Source organism: Treponema primitia, from assembly GCF_046533075.1.
Classification (GTDB): Bacteria; Spirochaetota; Spirochaetia; order Treponematales; family Breznakiellaceae; genus Termitinema; species Termitinema primitia_B.
In genome coordinates this window covers 1-17370 of the sequence record NZ_JAJQRB010000083.1, presented here as the reverse complement: position 1 = coordinate 17370, position 17370 = coordinate 1, and the positions used below count along the sequence as shown (strand labels likewise).

Here is a 17370-nt window from a genome sequence, read left to right as displayed (position 1 = left end):
AAAAATGAATTATCACCACCGAAACATCGATCTGGTGTTTTTTGTATAACAATAATTGTGTTTCGTATTTCACACTTTTAGTCATTTGACATAAAAGTTTTTCCGGAGTATAGTTAAAAATATTTTGGAACCTTTTTTTGAAATCCGCCATAGTGATCCTTCCTGCTCCGCTCGGACAGGAACCCTGACCTTACCTCACGGTCCGGTGAGTACCCCGGTCTTTATGCCCGTGGGAACCAACGGGACCGTTAAGGCCGTAACCGTGGACGATCTGGTATCTATTGGGTTTGAAATTATCCTTTCCAATACCTATCACCTCTATCTCAGACCGGGGATGGATGTCATTTCCGCAGCCCGGGGGCTTCATCCCTTTATGAACTGGCAGCGGAATATCCTTACCGACTCCGGGGGGTTTCAAGTGTTTTCCCTGGCGCCTTTCAGAAAGATCCGGGACGAGGGGGTGGAATTCCGCTCCCATATTGACGGTTCAACCCACCGCCTTAGCCCCGAGGGGGTGGTGGAAATTCAGGCAGTTCTGGGGAGTGATATCCAGATGCAGCTTGATGTTTGCACCAAGTGGGGCATATCCTATAAGGAGTCCCTTGAAGCCGTTACCATTACCTCCGATTGGCTTACAAGAGCTAAGAAGACTTGGGAAGAAAAGGCCGATAATGGATACAGGGGTAAGCTGTTTTCCATAGTTCAGGGGAATTTTTATAAGGATCTTCGGGAAAAAAGCGCCGCCCTGGCCATAGAGGCTGATACCCCGGGTATCGCCATAGGGGGATTATCGGTGGGGGAGGGGGAGGAAGTTTTTCTGGAATATTTAGCCTATACCGCCGTCCTGCTGCCCCGTGGAAAGCCCCGCTATGTTATGGGCATCGGAACCCCCCAATACATCCTTGCTGCCATAGAGCAGGGTATTGATATGTTTGACTGTGTGCTTCCCACCAGGACCGGCAGGACCGGCAGGGTTTTTACTCACCGTGGGGATATTTCGATAAAACGGGCAGACCGGGAATTTGATTTCGGCCCCATAGATCCCCAGTGTGATTGTAAGGTTTGCCGGCAATACAGCCGCGCCTATATGCGGCATCTTTTTAAAACCCAGGAGATACTCTGTTCCATGTTGGCTTCCTATCATAATCTCTACTTTCTCCATAATCTGGTTAAGGATGCCCGCAGGGCCATTGAAGAAGACAGGTTCCTATCCTTTAAGGAAGATTTCCTTAAGGAATACATGGGAGGTGCGGAATGAAAATAATCTTTGCCGTAGTTTTACTGTCACTGTTTTCATTTCCGGCTTTTTCCCAGGAATCGCCGGATGCTCAGTCCGTAAAGGACACCGTATCGGCGTCTTCACCGGCGCTTCCGGCGGAGGACGCTAAGCGGCTGGAAACTATCCGCTATGGTACGGAAACGGAGATTGCCGCCCTAATCCAAAGCTTGAAAAATGAAAATGCCACCGCTCTGGATGCGGAACTGATTACGGTGGCTAGAAATACCCGGAACCGGAATATCCTTTCCGGTGTTTTTTCCTTCTTTGGAGACCGGGATCAGGCCGGTCTTGAGGACCGGGCTCTCAAGGCCATTGCGGAGCGGGACGACGAGGCCAATGAGACGGTTTTGGCGGCCCTTAGCTATTTGGGGAAAATAAAATTTGCCCCGGCGGTTCCTTATATCCAGGAACTGCTCGATGCAGAGGAGCAGCGTTTTATAAGCGCCTGCATTAAAGCCCTGGGTCTTATCGGCGGCAGTATGCCCGCGGGTAGCAATACTATTGCCGATGCAGAACCGCCGCCGGAGGCCGAACCGGAAGATACTTCCGAACCGCCGCTGCCACCATCGTCCCCGCCGGTCCGTACCCGCAAGGAGCAGGAAAGCGCCGCCGCGGTGGCGGAGTATCTGATCGACTTTTATAATAACCGCAGTCCGGGACAGGAAAACCGCCGGGAGCTTATCATTGCCCTTGGGGATGTGAAGTCACCTGCGGGGGTGCCTTTATTACGGGAAATTGCGGAAAACAACGATGAACGGGCGGTGCTCCGAATGTCCGCCCTGGAAGCTCTGGCGAAGATCGGCGATACCGGCGGGATTGACGCAGTATTGCTATCGGTGGAGTCCACGGACCCTAATGTGCGTTCCACCGCAGTGGCCGCCTTGGGTCCCTTCGCCGGTCCGGAAATAGACAGCGCCATCCTGGAAGCGTTTCGGGATTCCTATTACAAAACCCGCATGGCCGCAGCTCAGGCTGCACGGGATAGACGTTTAGTGGAAGCGGTTCCCTATCTGCGCTACCGTGCGGAGCGGGACGATGTTCAAGCGGTAAAGGATGAGGCCATCAAAGCCCTTGGCGCCATTGGAAACCCGGAAAGTCTGGACTTCCTTTCCTCTCTTTTTACGGAACGGAAAAACGCCGACCAGATAAGGCTCCTTTCTGCAGAGATGCTTCTTCAGAATAACGCCAGTGCCTACACCGCCAAGGTGATAGAAGAATTGGACGAAGCAAAGCGAAAGAACCAGACTCCCTTATACAACGGTTTTCTCCGGATACTGGGTTCCGCCAAGACCGCATCCCTGGAAGATCTGGCCCGCCGTTTCTTTTCTTCCGGCGGGGTTGTGGAGAAATCCTACGCCCTGGACATGGTATTGAACAACGAATTCCGCTCCCTGGCCGAGCAGGTACGGGAATTGACGGATGAAAAATACGGCAGCCTTTCCCGCAAATCACGGGTAGTTGTGGAAAAGCTGCGGCTCTAGAACGCCACTGCCGAAATTTCCTTAACCATGTACGAAACATTCTCGTCATTAATAGAAAAGTTGAATTTCTCTCCAATCTTTTTATTCAGAATAGCTCCGCCCAGCGGGGACAGGTAGGAGATGATCCGGTTATCCGGGTCTGACTCCCAGGGTCCAAGGATGGTGTATTCTTCGTTTTCGCCGTTTGACTCATTGGCCAATAGTACCTTGGTCCCGAAGGAAACACGGTTTAAGTTTATTGTGCTTGGATCGAAAAGCTGGGCCCGCTCAATTTCGTCTTTCAGCTTCGCTGCGGTGGAATTGAGGAGGTCCTGCTTTTCTTTGGCGGCCTTGTATTCCGCATTTTCACGCAGGTCCCCCAGGGAAAGGGCGAAGCCGATTTCCTTTGAGTTGGCAGGCACATCCACGTCCATAATGTGGGCCAGTTCCCGTTGTTTATCTTCAAACCTGGACATGGTAACCAGGAGCCCCCGGGAAACAATGGTTTTTTCCGTATCCCCAAGGAACTTGAAGGTGGGATTTTTCTGGAGTACCCGGTTCCGTAAGCTTAGTTTATCTGCGGGGTCCAGATCCTTTACATCCTCAATAAGCGTATAGATACGGGTAATAGTATCCGGATCCGCCTCATCGATAAATTTGGTTAAAACATCATCCTTAAAGAGCAGGGTATAAACCTGTTTGTTAATTTTTCTGTTTTCTGCGGTATCCCGGTGATTCTCAATTTCCCTGTAGGTGATGTTAAGGATATGGATAAGAACGATAAGTTTACGCTCCAGGGTAAGGGCGGCTTTTTCAAACCAGCTTTCGTCCTTGAGGTTTTTCAGAATCCATACCACCGCATCACGGATTTCCCGGTGATCCCGGTAGTTTTCAAAACAATACTGGGTCAGGGTAACAAGCTTTTCCTCATACCCTTCTTTTTTCAAATTGGTAACAATGGAAGCGGTCAGGGCATAGGGGAAAAGTTTGATATAAATATCCGGCCAGTCGGGGACAAAGAGTTGAATATGATGGATGAATTCTTCCTTTAGCTTAGCATCCTTGAGGCTTAAAAACAGGGTCGGCACATCTTCGATGCCCTCAAATATCTCAATAAAATTCAGGGATAGTCCGGCGCCTAAGTAGGGGTACCGGCCTACCAGATCCTTTATCAGGAGGTAGGAGGCTACCACAAATTCGCTAACCTGGTTTTTTGACCGGAGGTAAGCCGAAAAGTAGGCGAACATTTCGGTAAAGTATTCGGAATCAAGTTCCACGTCCTTTTGGGCTACATAGTTCCGGATAGTAACGGCCCGATCAAAGAAATTCCGTTCCGCCTTAAATTCATTGTAGAGTTTTTCCTCTATGCTGATAGGCCTGTCCCGAACAGTAAAAATGTCGATATTATCCGGGCTCACACCAAAACTGGGGTCCGCCTTGAGGATGTCCCGGGCCTTGCCGCTCCAGGTGGTCCACTCGCCGGAAGAAAGGATGCTGGGTACCAATTCCGCCTTCATGTGCTTGATGTCGCAGGTATTATTAAAACTGCGGATCACCGTTTTTAAGGCCCAAACGGGATCTTCCTTCACCTTGTCGTGGAGCTCTTCCTTCTTCTTGGTAGCCTTGAGTACCCATATATGGCCCTTCGATATGGTTTGCAGGGCGTTTACCGCCATCTTGAGGGACATGGAATGTTCCCGTTTCTTTGCAAAGTCGATGACAATCTCATCTCCCTGTACCTTAGCGATGCGCCCGATTCCCCAGGTCCGGTGGAATACAAAGTTTCCCTTGTCAAAGGCGATATGCTTTTCAAAATCCGTGATCGCCTCGTGGACATTGCGGTATTTCTGGGTAAGGTTTGATATCCTGATATATTCTTCCAGCTGGCTGTGTCCGGCGTACTTTAGCCTGAAACAGTCGGTGATTTCTTTCCGGGCCGGTTCATCCCGTTCATCGTACTGCAAAATTATTTTACAGATACTGATGGCGGTTTCGATATCACCCTTCTCTTTGCAGTAAACGTACACATCATTGAGCAGGAGCACCGCCTTATCTTTGCTGATATTTTTGGCGATTTTCTTCTGGACGTGGAGGAAAAAGTCGATATCCTCTTTATTGTATTCGATCAGCTTTGCCCAGATTTCCCGGACATTGGTAAACAGGGCCTTGTTGATATACCGGTGCAGGGCTTTTTTATAGTAGTCCACCGCCTCTTCTATCTTTCCCTGTTTTTCGTAGTATTCCCCCAGGGACTTTGCCAGGTCCGCCTCTTCGTAGTCCACCTTGACCAGCCGCTCCCAAATGTTGTAGATGGCCGTTTCTTCGTTATCGTTTTTGTAACATTCCGCCAGGGTACGGAGGGCGAATTTCGATTCTCCGTAATCCAGGATACGTTCGCAGAGGTACTTAACGATGCTCCACTTATGGTTATCCACAAAAATGGTAACCAGGTTGATCAGGGCGGAATCGTCGATGAGCTGCCGGGAAAGGGCGATCATCCCCGAAAGATAGAGGGCGATGATACTGTTTTTAGTATGAACCAGATGCTCATCGCAGAGTTTTTTTAAGTCATCATAGGCCCGTACATCCCGGGCTTCTTTTAAGAGGACATCCAGCTCTTTAAACTGGTTGGTAGAATAATTACTGAGGGTGGCTCTGGTCCACTTTTCCTCATTGAGCATTTCCTGGACATTTTTCAAAAGAGCTTCAGACATCTCACAACTCCATCATTCAAAACTAACCTATATACCGTTCGTATATGGCGGGATCATAAATCTTTATCTTCAACAGGGTTTCCGCTATTAATGCGGGATCCTCCTGAACATTTTCGTAATGGTCGATTAACCAAAAATACCGGTTAATCAGCCGGGGGATAAGGAGGTCCAGATCTTCCGGCTTGCCTCGAATGGCGTTTTCTAGGGTAAAAATTGACTGTTTCAAGCGCCCTAATTCAACCTGCTTTAGTTCGCGTTTAACCGAAAATATCCCATACAAACACCCATATATGGGTATCCATTCCAAAAGTTCCCTGCCCGTATACCCCTGGGCTTTTACCCGATCCCGCAGCCGCAGGATCATCTCCGATTCCATGGACCGGATGTCCACCTTTTGTGCATCCATAAAGAAAGCTTCCCGAAACAGCGCCTTGGCGCTCCGGGTCTCCTCCATCAGGGCATTTACATCCGCCAGCTGGGACAATGCCTCCCCGTCTTCCCGCTTAAACCGGACCGCCTGCTCCAGGTACTTCAGGGCTTCTTCATAATTCCCCACCCCTTTGTAACAGCGGCCCACCCGCAGCAGCAGTTCAGGGTCATGCTGGTTAATTCCATCCCCCAGGATATCCTCGAAGGACTGCAAGGCGGTGGAAAACACAAACCGCTTTATTGCATAGTGGCAGGGATCATATTCGGATGAATCCCCCTCGCCGATACGATCCAGAAAACCATAAAAAGCATCCCACTGGGAGAGGATAAACTCCCCTCTGGCATAGGTATCGCTCTGCTTTAGATGGGTACTGCCCTGAACCCCACCTTCGGCGCCCTTAATCCGGTCAAGCCACCATTGGATGCACTTTAGGGCGTACACCACCTCCGGATTCTCATAATCTATCCTAAGCGCTTCCTCCAACGCCATTATAGCCGAAGCTGCATCAGAGGTTTTCAGGTTTTCATAGGCCTTCTGAATGAGCCTCTGTATTGGTTGTTCTTCGCTCATGGCTTGCTTCGCCAGCCGCATAGCGGCGTGTGAATAATTTCCTTACAAAACCAAGCTGAAGGCTTGTATAATAAATGACATTCTGATAAAAAGAATCTTTAGTATTATACCATTTATATGGTTCTTTACAAGGGGGGGCCGCGCCGGTATCATCAAGATATGCGGATACCCATAATTGCGCCTTCGGTGCTTTCAGCTGATTTTTCTTCTATGGACGATGGAGTGGCCCTTATAGGCTCCTCCGGAGCGGAATGGGTCCATCTTGATGTGATGGACGGTTGTTTTGTGCCAAATATAAGCTTTGGCCCTAAAATGGTGGCGGATCTCCGTCCCCATACATCCAAAATATTTGATGCTCATTTGATGGTCCAAAATCCCGCCAATTTTATCGATTCCTTTGCCCAGGCCGGGGCGGATTATATCACCTTTCACCTTGAGGCAGCGGTTCACTCCCACCGTATCCTTCAGGCTATTCACGAGAAGGGCAAAAAGGCCGGGATCAGTATCGTACCCTCCACACCGGTATCCCTTATAGAACCCCTGCTTCCCTTTGTGGATCTTATCCTGGTTATGACCGTCAACCCCGGTTACGGGGGCCAGCCCATTATTCCGGAATGTTTTGGGAAAGTCCGGGACCTGGTTACGCTGAGGGAAGCGGGGAGGGGGGATTACCTCATTTCCGTAGACGGCGGCATAAACGAGTCTACCGCCCCCGCTGCCCGGGAGGCGGGAGTGGATATCATGGTCGTCGGATCGGCTTTTTTCAGCGCCGCAGATAAGGGAGCCCTGGTAAGGCGGCTAAAGGGTTTAGAATAACATGAGACTTGATCCGATTTTAACCAGGGCGGTCCGTTTTTTAATGCGGAAAAAATATGGGGATGTGATAAGCATACTCCAGCCCGAGGTAGTCCGGTACCACGATTCCTTTAACTATCATTATATATTGGGAAGCGCCTGTTTGCGGGCCGGCGATTTGGGGGGAGCCTTTACCTATTTTAAGCGTGCCCGGGAAATCAAAATGCTTGATCCCTCGGTTTTGCTGGGAATGGCGGTGTGTTATCTCCACCGGGGGGATACGGGAAAAGCGGTAGATCTATACCTGGAAGTCCTGGATGTGGAAAGCCGGAACCGGATTGCCAAGAAGGCCCTGCAGGTACTGCGGAAAAACAGCGGTCCCGATGGGATCCAGAACTGGATAGATTCGGGAAAAGCCCTCCAGCTTTTTCCGCCGGCCCCCAAACTGCCCCTTACGGCGGAGCGAATTCTCCTTCCCGCTATTGGGGTGCTCCTGGCCTTAGCCCTGGCCGGGGGTATTTTGGTTAAGCTTGGGGTAATTCCCCTGGGCAAGACGGTTTCGTCGGAAAGGGGGGGCCTTGCGGGTCTTGCCCTGGAACGGGAAGACCGGGAAACACCGGTCCAGACCGGCGGGACTTTCCGGTACATCCTCACCCGGAACCAGGTTTTGGAGATCTATGAAGCCGCCCGCAAACTCTTTATGGAATACCGGGATGAGGCCGCCAAAGTTTCCCTGAACCGGCTTATTGAATCCAATGCTTCGGATCCGGTTAAAAACAAGGCCCGGCTCATCATCTCCTACATGGAAGTTCCGGGCTTTGATACCCTGAAGGATCGTTTCCCCTACGCGGAGGTCAAACAGGACCCCCTCTTATACCGGGACTGTTATATCATCTGGCGTGGAATGGCTACGAATCTTAAGGAAGACCAAGACAGCACATCCTTCGATTTCCTGGTGGGCTACGACACCCGCAGCACCCTGGAAGGCATAGTCCAGGTAGTCTTTGACTTTTCCGTTCCCGTCAACCTGGAACGCCCCCTGGAAGTCCTAGCCAAGGTAATCCCGATCTCCTCGGCAGCGGGAGAAGATGGCATCCGCCTGGAAGGAATTGCCCTACACCAAGCCGCCTTTTTAGGCAAGTAAGCCCGGTTTACCGCTTTGGCAGATTGAAAAATGCTACCGTGTTGGCGTAGGTTTCCCGGGCAAGTTGTTCGGGGTCCCGGCCGAGGTGGCCGGCGATGGCTCGGAGTATGTGGACCAGATATTTGCTCTCGTTACGGCTGAAACGGCTATCGGATTTGTCGGCGGGAAGGTCCCGGGGCATGAGGAAGGGGGCGTCGGTTTCTACCATAAGACGGTCCGGGGGGATCATCTTTACCAGATCCGCCAAATGCCTGCCCCGGCGCTCATCGCAGATCCAGCCGGTGATGCCGATAAAGCAGCCCAGTTCGAGGTAGGTCGCGAGTTCATCAGCGGTCCCGGTGAAACAGTGGACCACCTTGTTTTTCACCGGGGCGCCGGAATTCCGCAAAATAGCGGCAAAATCATCAAAGGCGTCCCGGCAGTGGAGAAACAGGGGCATCCCCAGCTCCGCCGCCAGGCTAACCTGGGCTTCAAAACAACTCCGCTGGACCGGCCGGGGGGAAAAGTCCCGGTTGTAATCCAGGCCGCACTCCCCGATAGCCACAAGCGCATCCTCGGCGGCTAATTTCCTCAGCGTGTCCGCCGTAGAGGCGGTCCAGTTTTTTGCCCCATGGGGGTGTACCCCGGCGGTGGTATAGATCTTTCCCGGGTTTTTTACCCCGTATTGGGCGGCAAACCGGGCCGCAGCTTGGCTGTCCTGCTCACTGGCCCCGGTAATGATGAGCGGGGATACCCCTGCATTTTCCGCGGCGAGTATCACCCCTTCCCGGTCCCGGTCAAAGGACCGGTGCATCAGGTTAATCCCAATATCAATAAGCTGCATACCCGTATTTTAGCCTCCCAAAAATAAAAAGGCCCCCTTGCGTTGATCGGTTACTTTTTCGAGGCCGCCGCATGCCGCAGGGCGCCGTAAAACGTATCAACATCAATAGGTTTGGTCAGGTGGTCTTCCATGCCCAGCGCAAGGCAGCGTTCCCGTTCCTCGGGGAACGCATGGGCTGTCAGTGCATAAACCGGCATACCCTTGTATTCGGGGGTTTCCTTGATGAGCCGGGTAGCCTCGTAACCGTCCATAACCGGCATTTGGAGATCCATCAGTACCAGGTCAAAGGGCGGAAGCCGCGATTTAGCTTTATCTGCGAGAATATCCAAAGCGTCTTGACCGTTTTGTGCCGTAGTAACATTCATACCAACCGCACTGAGGAGTTCCTGAACGATCATGGCGTTAATTTCATTGTCTTCTACCAGTAAAACGCGTACCCCATGCAATACGGCATTTTCAATATTCGCAGGCGCCGTATCCCGGATCGCGGTTTTTTCCTCCACAAGCGGGAAGGCGCAGGAAAACATGAATGTTGTTCCGTTTTTCAGTTCACTGGTAACGGAAATCTTCCCGCCCATGAGCTCCACTATTTCACGGGTGACCGCAAGCCCGAGGCCTGCCCCGCCGTATTTGCGGGTTGCGGAATTGTCCGCCTGGTCAAAAGCGGCGAATAACTTATCCATCTGTTCCCGGCTCATACCTATACCCGTATCGCATACCGCAAAGTCAAGGGCCACACTATTACTGGTACGACTGGATACGGCAACACGAACCGTGATGGAACCTTTTTCGGTAAACTTGTATGCGTTACCGGTAAGGTTGGTAAAGATCTGCCTTAGCCGCCGCTCATCACCCATAATGGAAGCAGGAAGGGCGGAATCCAGTTCAAAACGCAGCTCCAGGGGAGAGCTTTTGTTCTTCTCCCGGAAAAATACCGAAAGTTCATCAAACATTTTCCGGATATCAAAGGGGGCGTTTTCCAGTTTCATGTGCCCTTCTTCGGCTTCGGAAAAATCGAGGATATCGTTGACAAGGCCGAGCAGGGTTGCAGAAGCGCCTTTTATTTTTTCGATGTAGTCCCGCTGTTTATCATCCACATTGGTTTTAAGCAGGAGATCATTCAGCCCCATAACGGCATTCAGGGGTGTGCGAATCTCATGGCTAATGTTAGCCATAAAGAGGCCTTTCGCCTTATTCGCATCCACGGCTTCTGTCATGGCGCCGTTCAGTTTTTCCACCATAAACTTGAATGCCCTTGACAGCGCTCCGATTTCATCATTGCTCTTTATAAGGGGGACTTCCGTATCAAAATGGCCTTCCCCAAGGGTTTTGGCCGTTTCCGAGAGTATAAGTATGGGTTTTGTAACGCTTCTTACAATAAAGTATAAAACAAATCCGATTACGCATATTGCGATAATTGAAACCAAGATAACGTAATTACGAATACTGTCGGCATTGGTCATAATTTTTGCCATGGGAATACTGACCGCAACCGACCAGGGATTCGTAACTTTGCTGAATTGGATAGGCATATATACGGTATAAAAATTTTTGCCCTGTGAAATATACATTTCGCCGCTCTTTATGGCGCTTTTGATCTCATCAATATGTTGAAGCCGGCTCTGGCCTTCCACCAGAGTTTCCGCTAAATCCTTTCCTAAATAATCTTTATTGGGATGGGCTATAACGGCGCCTGAATGTGAAATAATTTCCGTATACCCTTCCTGCCCGTGGGGGTTTACCTTGTCGACCATTTCCTGGAGCTTGTCCAGGACGATGTCGGAAGAGATGATGCCGATAAATTTATCGCTATGAATAATCGGAAAAATCAGACTGGCCAGCATAACTGTTCTTCCCTGAAGCCCATACGGGTAGGGGTCGGTGATATATTCATGGCGTTCAGCCTTGGGAACGATATACCAGTCTTCGCTGTCAATGTCGGGCAGAAATTCAACGTCGATATTGCCCCCCAGTTTGTTCCAATAGGGGGCATAACGACCGGTCTCGTCATAGGCCGGCCCCAGCCCCGCATATTGGGCGTCCTTTCCGTCCAGGGCGTCTGGGTCATAGGCGATGCAAAAAGCGGTGATGTATTCCTTGTTCGCCAGGGCATTCTTGAGTATATCATTCATCATATCCCGGTCGGTAAGGTTATAATCCTTTAGGGTTTCAAAAACCGTTGAAAATGTTTCCGCGGTTATCCGGGCGCCCTGCAATTCCGCTATAATTGCATTTTTGTATTTATCGGCCGTTTCCTGGGCCAGGCTGAAAGCGTCTTTTTGCGCCATCCCGATGGACCTGTTGGAAACGATTATGGTAAGGGTCAGAAACGAAACGATGACAACCGCCGAAACCAGAAAGAAGATTTTAAATCTCAGACTTAAATTTTTAAACATAATTTCCTTATCCTTGAGCATATAATATTGACGATTATACCATTTTATGGAAAATCGTGTAAACAGTGGATTATTCTGTTTGTAGGCTATCCAGGTAAATACGAATATCGCTGATTAATTTTTCTACTGCCCCTATGAAGGCGCCATTTTTTTCCGCTACTTTCTGAAAGTCGCTTGCCTTGGCGGCGAATTCCAGTTCTTCGGCCATGTCGCCTATTTCTGCGGCATTAATGCCCCGGATTGCCCCTTTCAGGCCGTGAACCGTGATCATATAATCGGAAAGATTTTTTTCGTTTGGTTCGCGGATTGTGTCGAGCATTGCCGGGGCGCTTTTACCGAAAGCCGTCAGGATGCGCTTGTATATTTTTTCACTGTTGTAGCGTTTAATACCCCCTGCCATATCCAAACCCGGTACGGATTTTTCAGGTTCATTTTTTTCAGCCGCCGCAGCGTCTGCACCGGGTCTTTCTTTTTCTGCCCGCGCCAAAGTTTCGGCGCTCTGTTTAGTCCTTACCCATTTATTGAGCGTCGCGTCAAGTTCCATCATGTCTATGGGTTTTGACACAAAGCCGTTAAAACCATTTGCAAGAAACATCTCTGCGTTGCCCGTAAGGGCATTGGCGGTAAGGGCCGTAATCGGGATATTTTTTGCGTATTCGGTGCCGATTTCATTTCTGATGAGACGCACCGCTTCTATGCCGTCCATTTCGGGCATCATGTGATCCATGAGCACCAGATCGTAGGGGTGCTTTTCGTCTTTAATCATTTCTATGGCTTTTTTGCCGCTTGAGACACATTCAACCGTAAGCCCGTAAGGTTCAAGCAGGCCCTGGGCTACTTCAAGGTTTATGGCCACATCATCGACGACGAGCACCCTGCCGTAGGGCATCCAGGCTCTTTTCAAATCCCTGGAGGGGTTATGGTATTTTTCTATAAAGCGAAGGGCCGCGAACATCTCCGCTTTTTCTTTTCCTATTACGGCAGTTCCCGTTGTTTTTTGCGGGAGTGTCATGGTAAAAGTACTGCCCTTTCCATATTCGCTTTCCACGCTGATAGCGCCGTTCATAAGGGTCAAAAGTTTTTTGGTGATCGAAAGCCCAAGGCCGGTGCCTTCGATTTTCCGGTTTGCCTTGGTGTCAAGCTGGCTGTATTCGGAAAAAAGTTTTCCCCTGTCTTCCTGCCTGATCCCGACCCCGGTGTCGGAAACCTTCAGTATCAAAAGTATTCCGTTTTCAAAAGGCTCGTGGGTTATTTCAAGCCGCACCTTTCCGGCCTTGGTATATTTAATCGCATTGGACAGGATGTTGTTAAGAATCTGCTTAATCCGCAATTCATCGCCAAAAAGAGTTTCCGGTAAATCGAAGCTCACTGAAAGTTCAAAGGTTATCGGTTTTTCGCCTAAACGTACCATATTGAGGCGCACCGATTCGCTTATCAGGGAAGCGGTACTGTATTCTACCGGGATTATTTCAAAATTGCCCGCTTCAATTTTTGAAATATCCAGAATGTCATTTATGATTCCCAGCAGGGTAACTCCCGAAAGGCTGATTTTTTCAATGCTGCTGTGGGCGGCTTCGGGCAGGGGTTTTTCCAGCACAATGTTTGAAAGGCCTATGATGGCGTTTAGGGGCGTGCGTATTTCGTGGCTCATGGTCGCCAGGAATTCGCTTTTTGCCCTGGACGCAGATTCGGCAATCTGTACCTGTTCGGCAAGTTCCCGGGTTCTTTCCCCAACCAGAATTTCAAGCTCCGCTTTTTGCTGATGTACCTGGTTATACGAATCGGCCAGATGTTTTGCCAAAGCGATGGTCATACCGGTGGTCACAAAAAAGAAACTGTAGCGGGTCAGAAAAATACCGGTATGGATGAATGCTGCGTCCAGTGTGTCAACTACGGCGGTCAGGCTCAAAAAGATAATAACCGTAACGATATTTCCGAACAGGGTCTTGGTAAGGCAATTCCGTATCTCTTTCAGGAGATTCCATTTGGCATAGGTATGTTTTTTCCATTGGCGGTGAATGTCTTTGCAGAAGGTAAAAATTACATCATGGCCCAAAACAAAGATCAGCATGAACATGCAGACTACCCGCCAAATATTTAATGCATTGTCAGAAAATTCAAGGGAGAAAAACGACTGCAGGACAATCAGGACGGAACAGAAAAGGCCGTAAATCCTTGAAGGCAATAAAATGCGGTTAAAGTTGAGCTGTTCGATAAAAGACGCCAGGAAGAACACCAGAATATAGAGCGCCGAATATTCAATTTTTTGGGTGATTGAGGAATTGCTGATAAGGTCATAGATGATAGGGCTCCGCGCAATAAAATAAATCCCCGTCATAATCGAAAAGATACCGTAATAGAAATTGTACTTTTCCGCTCTCCGCATCAGGAAGAAAAGCAAAAGATGATAGAGGCCGACAAAAATATACACGGTACAAAAAATCAATGTCATTTGGTCGGCGCGGTATCTCATCACGATGCGGTAATCGTCAATAAAATGCGGGGCGTTGTAAAAAAGCCCGCCATAATCGAAACCGGGAGGGCTTATGATCCTAATGGCAAGAATGTTCGTGCCTATATGAAAAATATCCCGGTACACCGGAATACCCGCGCCCCGCCGCGTTCTGTGCTCGGTTATTTGGCCCTTTGAGTCCAGATAGATTTCTGAATGGACTAAAAACCCGTTGAGGTATACTTCCCAGTTATCCCCAATGCCCGCCAAATAAATGCCCGGTGTTACCGGCGGCGAACTTCTCAGGGCGCTTATCGCTTCGTTATCGACTTCAAAAGGGATGGCTATGGTGAATTCCTGATCGGCGTCTGCCCATGGAGAAAGGTAAGAACGGCCGCTTTTGAGGCCCAGGATGTCCTTAATAATAAGCGAGGGCTTTCCCTGGCTGGGCAGCACCGCCGCCTCCCAGTCATGGGGAGAAAATTCCCGGATTATATCCTGAAAGTTAAAGCCTTTTTTTGCATAAATAGGGCAGTCGGACAGCTCTACCCTGAAGGGGCTTTCCACGGGATTATTCGGCCTTGCAAAGAAAAGCACGGCGCCGATCAGGGCTGCGGACAGAAGGAAATACATTGCAAATTGAGCAGGTTTTTTCATTCAAATATAGATAATATATCAAAATGATAAATTTATACTACACCGTCTTCGACCTATGAAGAAATTTCTAACCGCGAAGTCGCAGAAGGCGAAAAAGGGGAAAGCATGGGGTTTCCTCTGTTTCCCGGTAGTTCTTCGCCTTCTGCGACCTTGCGGTTTTTTTCCAGCCGACAGGACCCCAAACAATGTATTTAGGGGCATATTTTTTTCTGTTTTAGTTTTGGTTAAATAAGTAGGGCTCTTTAAAATAAGCTTCCGCATTAAATGGCTTCATCAGCTGGTTCACGGAACTATTGGTAACGATGGTGCGGACAACTTTAGCGGAAAGGCCCGCCGAGGGTACTACTTCCAGGTTGGGGATATTCAGCGCTGCCCCACAGGAACAGTACACCGTATCCGTAACGATGATGCGGTTGAGGAGTCCCTCTGCGGAAAGCTGGGAAAGCCGTTCCTCCGCGGGCGGCGAGAACGGGGCATGGGTGGAGATGATATTGATTTCCGCCGGTTTGAAGGGCGTCAAAGCCCGGATAAGGCTGGCCACGGACCCTGCGGTGTCTATCATATCGTCCACTACCCAGAGGACCTTCCCCGCGATGGGCTCTGCGGAAAGTATATTGATGGATTCTATGGTATTGGACTTTGAATAATCCCGCTGCTTATGGGCTACCACCAGGGGCGCCATAAAGGCATTGGCAAACTGTCTGGTCAGTTTTTCGCCCCCCGCATCCACCGAACAGAAGGCCCAGTTAGGGCGCACTACCTTTTCCAGGGTTTTGAGGTCCCGGATATAGGTGTCGCAAAGGTACTTTTTAAGGAGGGTCAGGGCGGGTATATCGTCGATAAGACAGACCGTAGGGTCCAGCATGGACTTGGATTTATCCGAATGAAGCTGGTAGGTAACAATGTGGTTGGTTCCCATGGTTGAAAGGAACTTGAAGTGCACCCAGAGCCCCACAGAGCTGCGCCGGGTAGTCCTATCGGATCGGGAGCAGGAAACGAAGGGTTCAAAGACGGTGATCCGTTCCGCCTGGGAACGTTTCAGGGCGTCTATTGTATGGTATAGCTCAATCTTCGCTTCCTCAACACTGATACCCGCTTCATTTCTCGCACAGCTGGTAAAGAGGATCACGTCCTTTCCCCGTAGGGATTCCTTAACCGCTACCTCCATTTCACCATCGGCAAAACGGTCGGTTTTTAGCGCCTCGACTCCGTTAATAGAATCCGCCTGGGCGGAAAAACTGGGAAACTTTGTCAGATCCCCAACCACCCGGGCGGCGTATTTCCGCATTGATCGGGTAGCCGTAATGACAAATTCATTCACTGTGATGGTCCCCCGTTTGTCTATGGTTACTATAAAAGGAATTCATAAAATTTACAAGGTAGGTATACAGAAAAGAATAGGCCCTGGATACTTTGTTTGGGGTCCTGGTGGCTGCAAAAAATATCAGGAACCCCCAAAGGGTCCCCCTGATATTTTTTACACCACCACCCCCGATAACGTAATAGGGGCCTATTCTTTTCTGCCGGTTCGCAGGACCGGTGGTACAAGGGGGGGTATATTCTTTTCTGCGGCTCACCAAACTTAGGGGTTGGGGTCTTGGTCTTTGGCGCATATATAGCGTCAAACGAAATTTTTTTGTCCCAAGAAGAGAGCGAGCGCTCTCCATGGCGCCAAGAAATATTTGCTTTTCCATAATTATAAACTTTTGAATTTAAATGATATAATTATTTAATTGGGTCATTTTGATACACACAGACTTTAGTCCAAAAAGTCTTTTAAGGCTAAATTGAGGGATTTGGCAATTTTTATAACTACATCAATGGATGGAATGACCCGTTTGCTTTCTATGTAATAGAGATGGCTATGTGAAATGCCTACTTCATTTGCCAGATTTATAATAGAAATCTCCTTATCGGTCCGTTTTTTGCGGATATTTTCTAAAATTTTCTCAGTTTCTTGCTCCATTTCCCTTGACTCTAAAACTAGAGTGGATATACATTTGAAACAACTCTATATTTAGAGTCTATTTTTAATACTTGGAGCTTTTTATGAAAAGTTACAGAAAATACTTAGGAATGTTCGGCATGGTACTAGCATTGGGAATGGTACTTATTGGGTGTAAGACGGAGGCTGATCCTGATCCTGAATATCAAGAAGTAGATATTGCTTTGGAAACTGGGTTTATGTATCATTATTACTTTTCAAACACTGTAGAGGGGCTTGAGCAAGCATTGAGAAACAATGGTGTAAATCCTTCATTGTTTAACCCCCCAATAATAAATGCTTCTTGGGTGCTAAATACAGGGTTAAGTCAAAATGTGAAAAACAAAATGACTGAATTGAACTGTAAATATTGTGGAGCCTATGTATCACCTTATTATATTATCAATAAAAAAGAAGGTACAAATTATTACTTCACAGCATACAATTGATATTTAGAGAATGCAAATGTGTGCCTGATACTGATCCGTTTTATCAATCATCGCTACGCTCCTTTGTGTCGTACAGTTTTCATGTTAATCCCAGTTTGGCGTTTGGTTAGAAGCTTCATTTTGCGCATCGGCCCGGTGAAGCCATGCGCCCCCGAGGCACGGAAGCACACCTACAATTAGTACGGAGTGGGGTGTCAGGAAGGAAACGTATGGAGGG

The 17370-nt window shown here is 49.0% G+C and carries 12 protein-coding genes; 5 read left to right on the top strand and 7 right to left on the bottom strand.

Features of this window, described 5'->3' with window-relative positions:
* Positions 1-124 precede the first annotated feature (124 nt).
* Together tgt and LQZ19_RS16775 are read left to right on the top strand one after the other, a co-directional pair.
* Positions 125-1258 carry a tRNA guanosine(34) transglycosylase Tgt gene (gene tgt, locus LQZ19_RS16780; protein ID WP_411048842.1) on the top strand — a complete coding sequence of 378 codons (1134 nt, stop codon included), beginning with the start codon at positions 125-127 and terminating at the stop codon, positions 1256-1258.
* A complete protein-coding gene (locus LQZ19_RS16775; protein WP_411048841.1) occupies positions 1255-2760 on the top strand; it encodes a HEAT repeat domain-containing protein in 1506 nt (501 codons plus the stop codon). The genes tgt and LQZ19_RS16775 overlap by 4 nt, the downstream gene beginning before the upstream one ends.
* Here LQZ19_RS16775 and greA read toward each other — a convergent pair.
* The gene (gene greA, locus LQZ19_RS16770; protein ID WP_411048840.1) at positions 2757-5453 is read right to left on the bottom strand and encodes a transcription elongation factor GreA; all 2697 of its coding nucleotides are present in this window, start codon (positions 5451-5453) and stop codon (positions 2757-2759) included. The genes LQZ19_RS16775 and greA overlap by 4 nt on opposite strands.
* 22 nt (positions 5454-5475) lie before the next feature.
* Positions 5476-6474, bottom strand: a complete 999-nt coding sequence (locus LQZ19_RS16765) for a tetratricopeptide repeat protein (protein ID WP_411048839.1) — start codon at positions 6472-6474, stop codon at positions 5476-5478.
* A 138-nt stretch (positions 6475-6612) separates the two neighbouring features.
* Between LQZ19_RS16765 and rpe the strand changes: the two genes are divergently transcribed.
* Both rpe and LQZ19_RS16755 read left to right on the top strand, forming a co-directional pair.
* On the top strand, positions 6613-7269 hold the full coding sequence (gene rpe, locus LQZ19_RS16760) for a ribulose-phosphate 3-epimerase (protein WP_411048838.1): 657 nt from the start codon (positions 6613-6615) through the stop codon (positions 7267-7269).
* Position 7270: 1 nt separating this feature from the next.
* Entirely contained in the window at positions 7271-8392 is a 1122-nt protein-coding gene (locus LQZ19_RS16755) for a tetratricopeptide repeat protein (RefSeq protein ID WP_411048837.1), read from the top strand.
* A 7-nt stretch (positions 8393-8399) separates the two neighbouring features.
* Here the strand turns inward: LQZ19_RS16755 and LQZ19_RS16750 are convergent, their stop codons facing one another.
* The 5 genes from LQZ19_RS16750 to LQZ19_RS16730 form a co-directional block, all read right to left on the bottom strand.
* The gene (locus LQZ19_RS16750) at positions 8400-9215 is read right to left on the bottom strand and encodes a TatD family hydrolase (RefSeq protein ID WP_411048836.1); all 816 of its coding nucleotides are present in this window, start codon (positions 9213-9215) and stop codon (positions 8400-8402) included.
* A 50-nt stretch (positions 9216-9265) separates the two neighbouring features.
* Positions 9266-11611 (bottom strand): ATP-binding protein, encoded by a 2346-nt coding sequence (locus tag LQZ19_RS16745; RefSeq protein ID WP_411048835.1) that lies wholly within the window; start codon positions 11609-11611, stop codon positions 9266-9268.
* 70 nt (positions 11612-11681) lie between these two features.
* Positions 11682-14720 (bottom strand): ATP-binding protein, encoded by a 3039-nt coding sequence (locus LQZ19_RS16740; RefSeq protein ID WP_411048834.1) that lies wholly within the window; start codon positions 14718-14720, stop codon positions 11682-11684.
* Positions 14721-14934: 214 nt separating this feature from the next.
* Positions 14935-16041 carry a ribose-phosphate diphosphokinase gene (locus LQZ19_RS16735; RefSeq protein WP_411048833.1) on the bottom strand — a complete coding sequence of 369 codons (1107 nt, stop codon included), beginning with the start codon at positions 16039-16041 and terminating at the stop codon, positions 14935-14937.
* 438 nt (positions 16042-16479) lie between these two features.
* Positions 16480-16686: a helix-turn-helix domain-containing protein gene (locus LQZ19_RS16730; protein WP_411048832.1), complete on the bottom strand. Its 207-nt coding sequence runs from the start codon at positions 16684-16686 to the stop codon at positions 16480-16482.
* 83 nt (positions 16687-16769) lie between these two features.
* Here LQZ19_RS16730 and LQZ19_RS16725 point away from each other — a divergent pair, with 83 nt between their 5' ends.
* Positions 16770-17153, top strand: a complete 384-nt coding sequence (locus tag LQZ19_RS16725) for a hypothetical protein (protein ID WP_411048831.1) — start codon at positions 16770-16772, stop codon at positions 17151-17153.
* The last annotated feature ends 217 nt before the right edge of the window (positions 17154-17370 follow it).

Excerpts from the sequence above, each read along its gene's own strand:
- greA (WP_411048840.1), bottom strand. The coding sequence starts at position 5,453 with ATGTCTGAAGCTCTTTTGAAAAATGTCCAGGAAATGCTCAATGAGGAA.
- LQZ19_RS16750 (WP_411048836.1), bottom strand. The coding sequence starts at position 9,215 with ATGCAGCTTATTGATATTGGGATTAACCTGATGCACCGGTCCTTTGAC.
- LQZ19_RS16775 (WP_411048841.1), top strand. The coding sequence starts at position 1,255 with ATGAAAATAATCTTTGCCGTAGTTTTACTGTCACTGTTTTCATTTCCG.
- LQZ19_RS16725 (WP_411048831.1), top strand. The coding sequence starts at position 16,770 with ATGAAAAGTTACAGAAAATACTTAGGAATGTTCGGCATGGTACTAGCA.
- LQZ19_RS16730 (WP_411048832.1), bottom strand. The coding sequence starts at position 16,686 with ATGGAGCAAGAAACTGAGAAAATTTTAGAAAATATCCGCAAAAAACGG.
- LQZ19_RS16765 (WP_411048839.1), bottom strand. The coding sequence starts at position 6,474 with ATGCGGCTGGCGAAGCAAGCCATGAGCGAAGAACAACCAATACAGAGG.
- LQZ19_RS16755 (WP_411048837.1), top strand. The coding sequence starts at position 7,271 with ATGAGACTTGATCCGATTTTAACCAGGGCGGTCCGTTTTTTAATGCGG.
- LQZ19_RS16745 (WP_411048835.1), bottom strand. The coding sequence starts at position 11,611 with ATGTTTAAAAATTTAAGTCTGAGATTTAAAATCTTCTTTCTGGTTTCG.
- rpe (WP_411048838.1), top strand. The coding sequence starts at position 6,613 with ATGCGGATACCCATAATTGCGCCTTCGGTGCTTTCAGCTGATTTTTCT.
- LQZ19_RS16740 (WP_411048834.1), bottom strand. The coding sequence starts at position 14,720 with ATGAAAAAACCTGCTCAATTTGCAATGTATTTCCTTCTGTCCGCAGCC.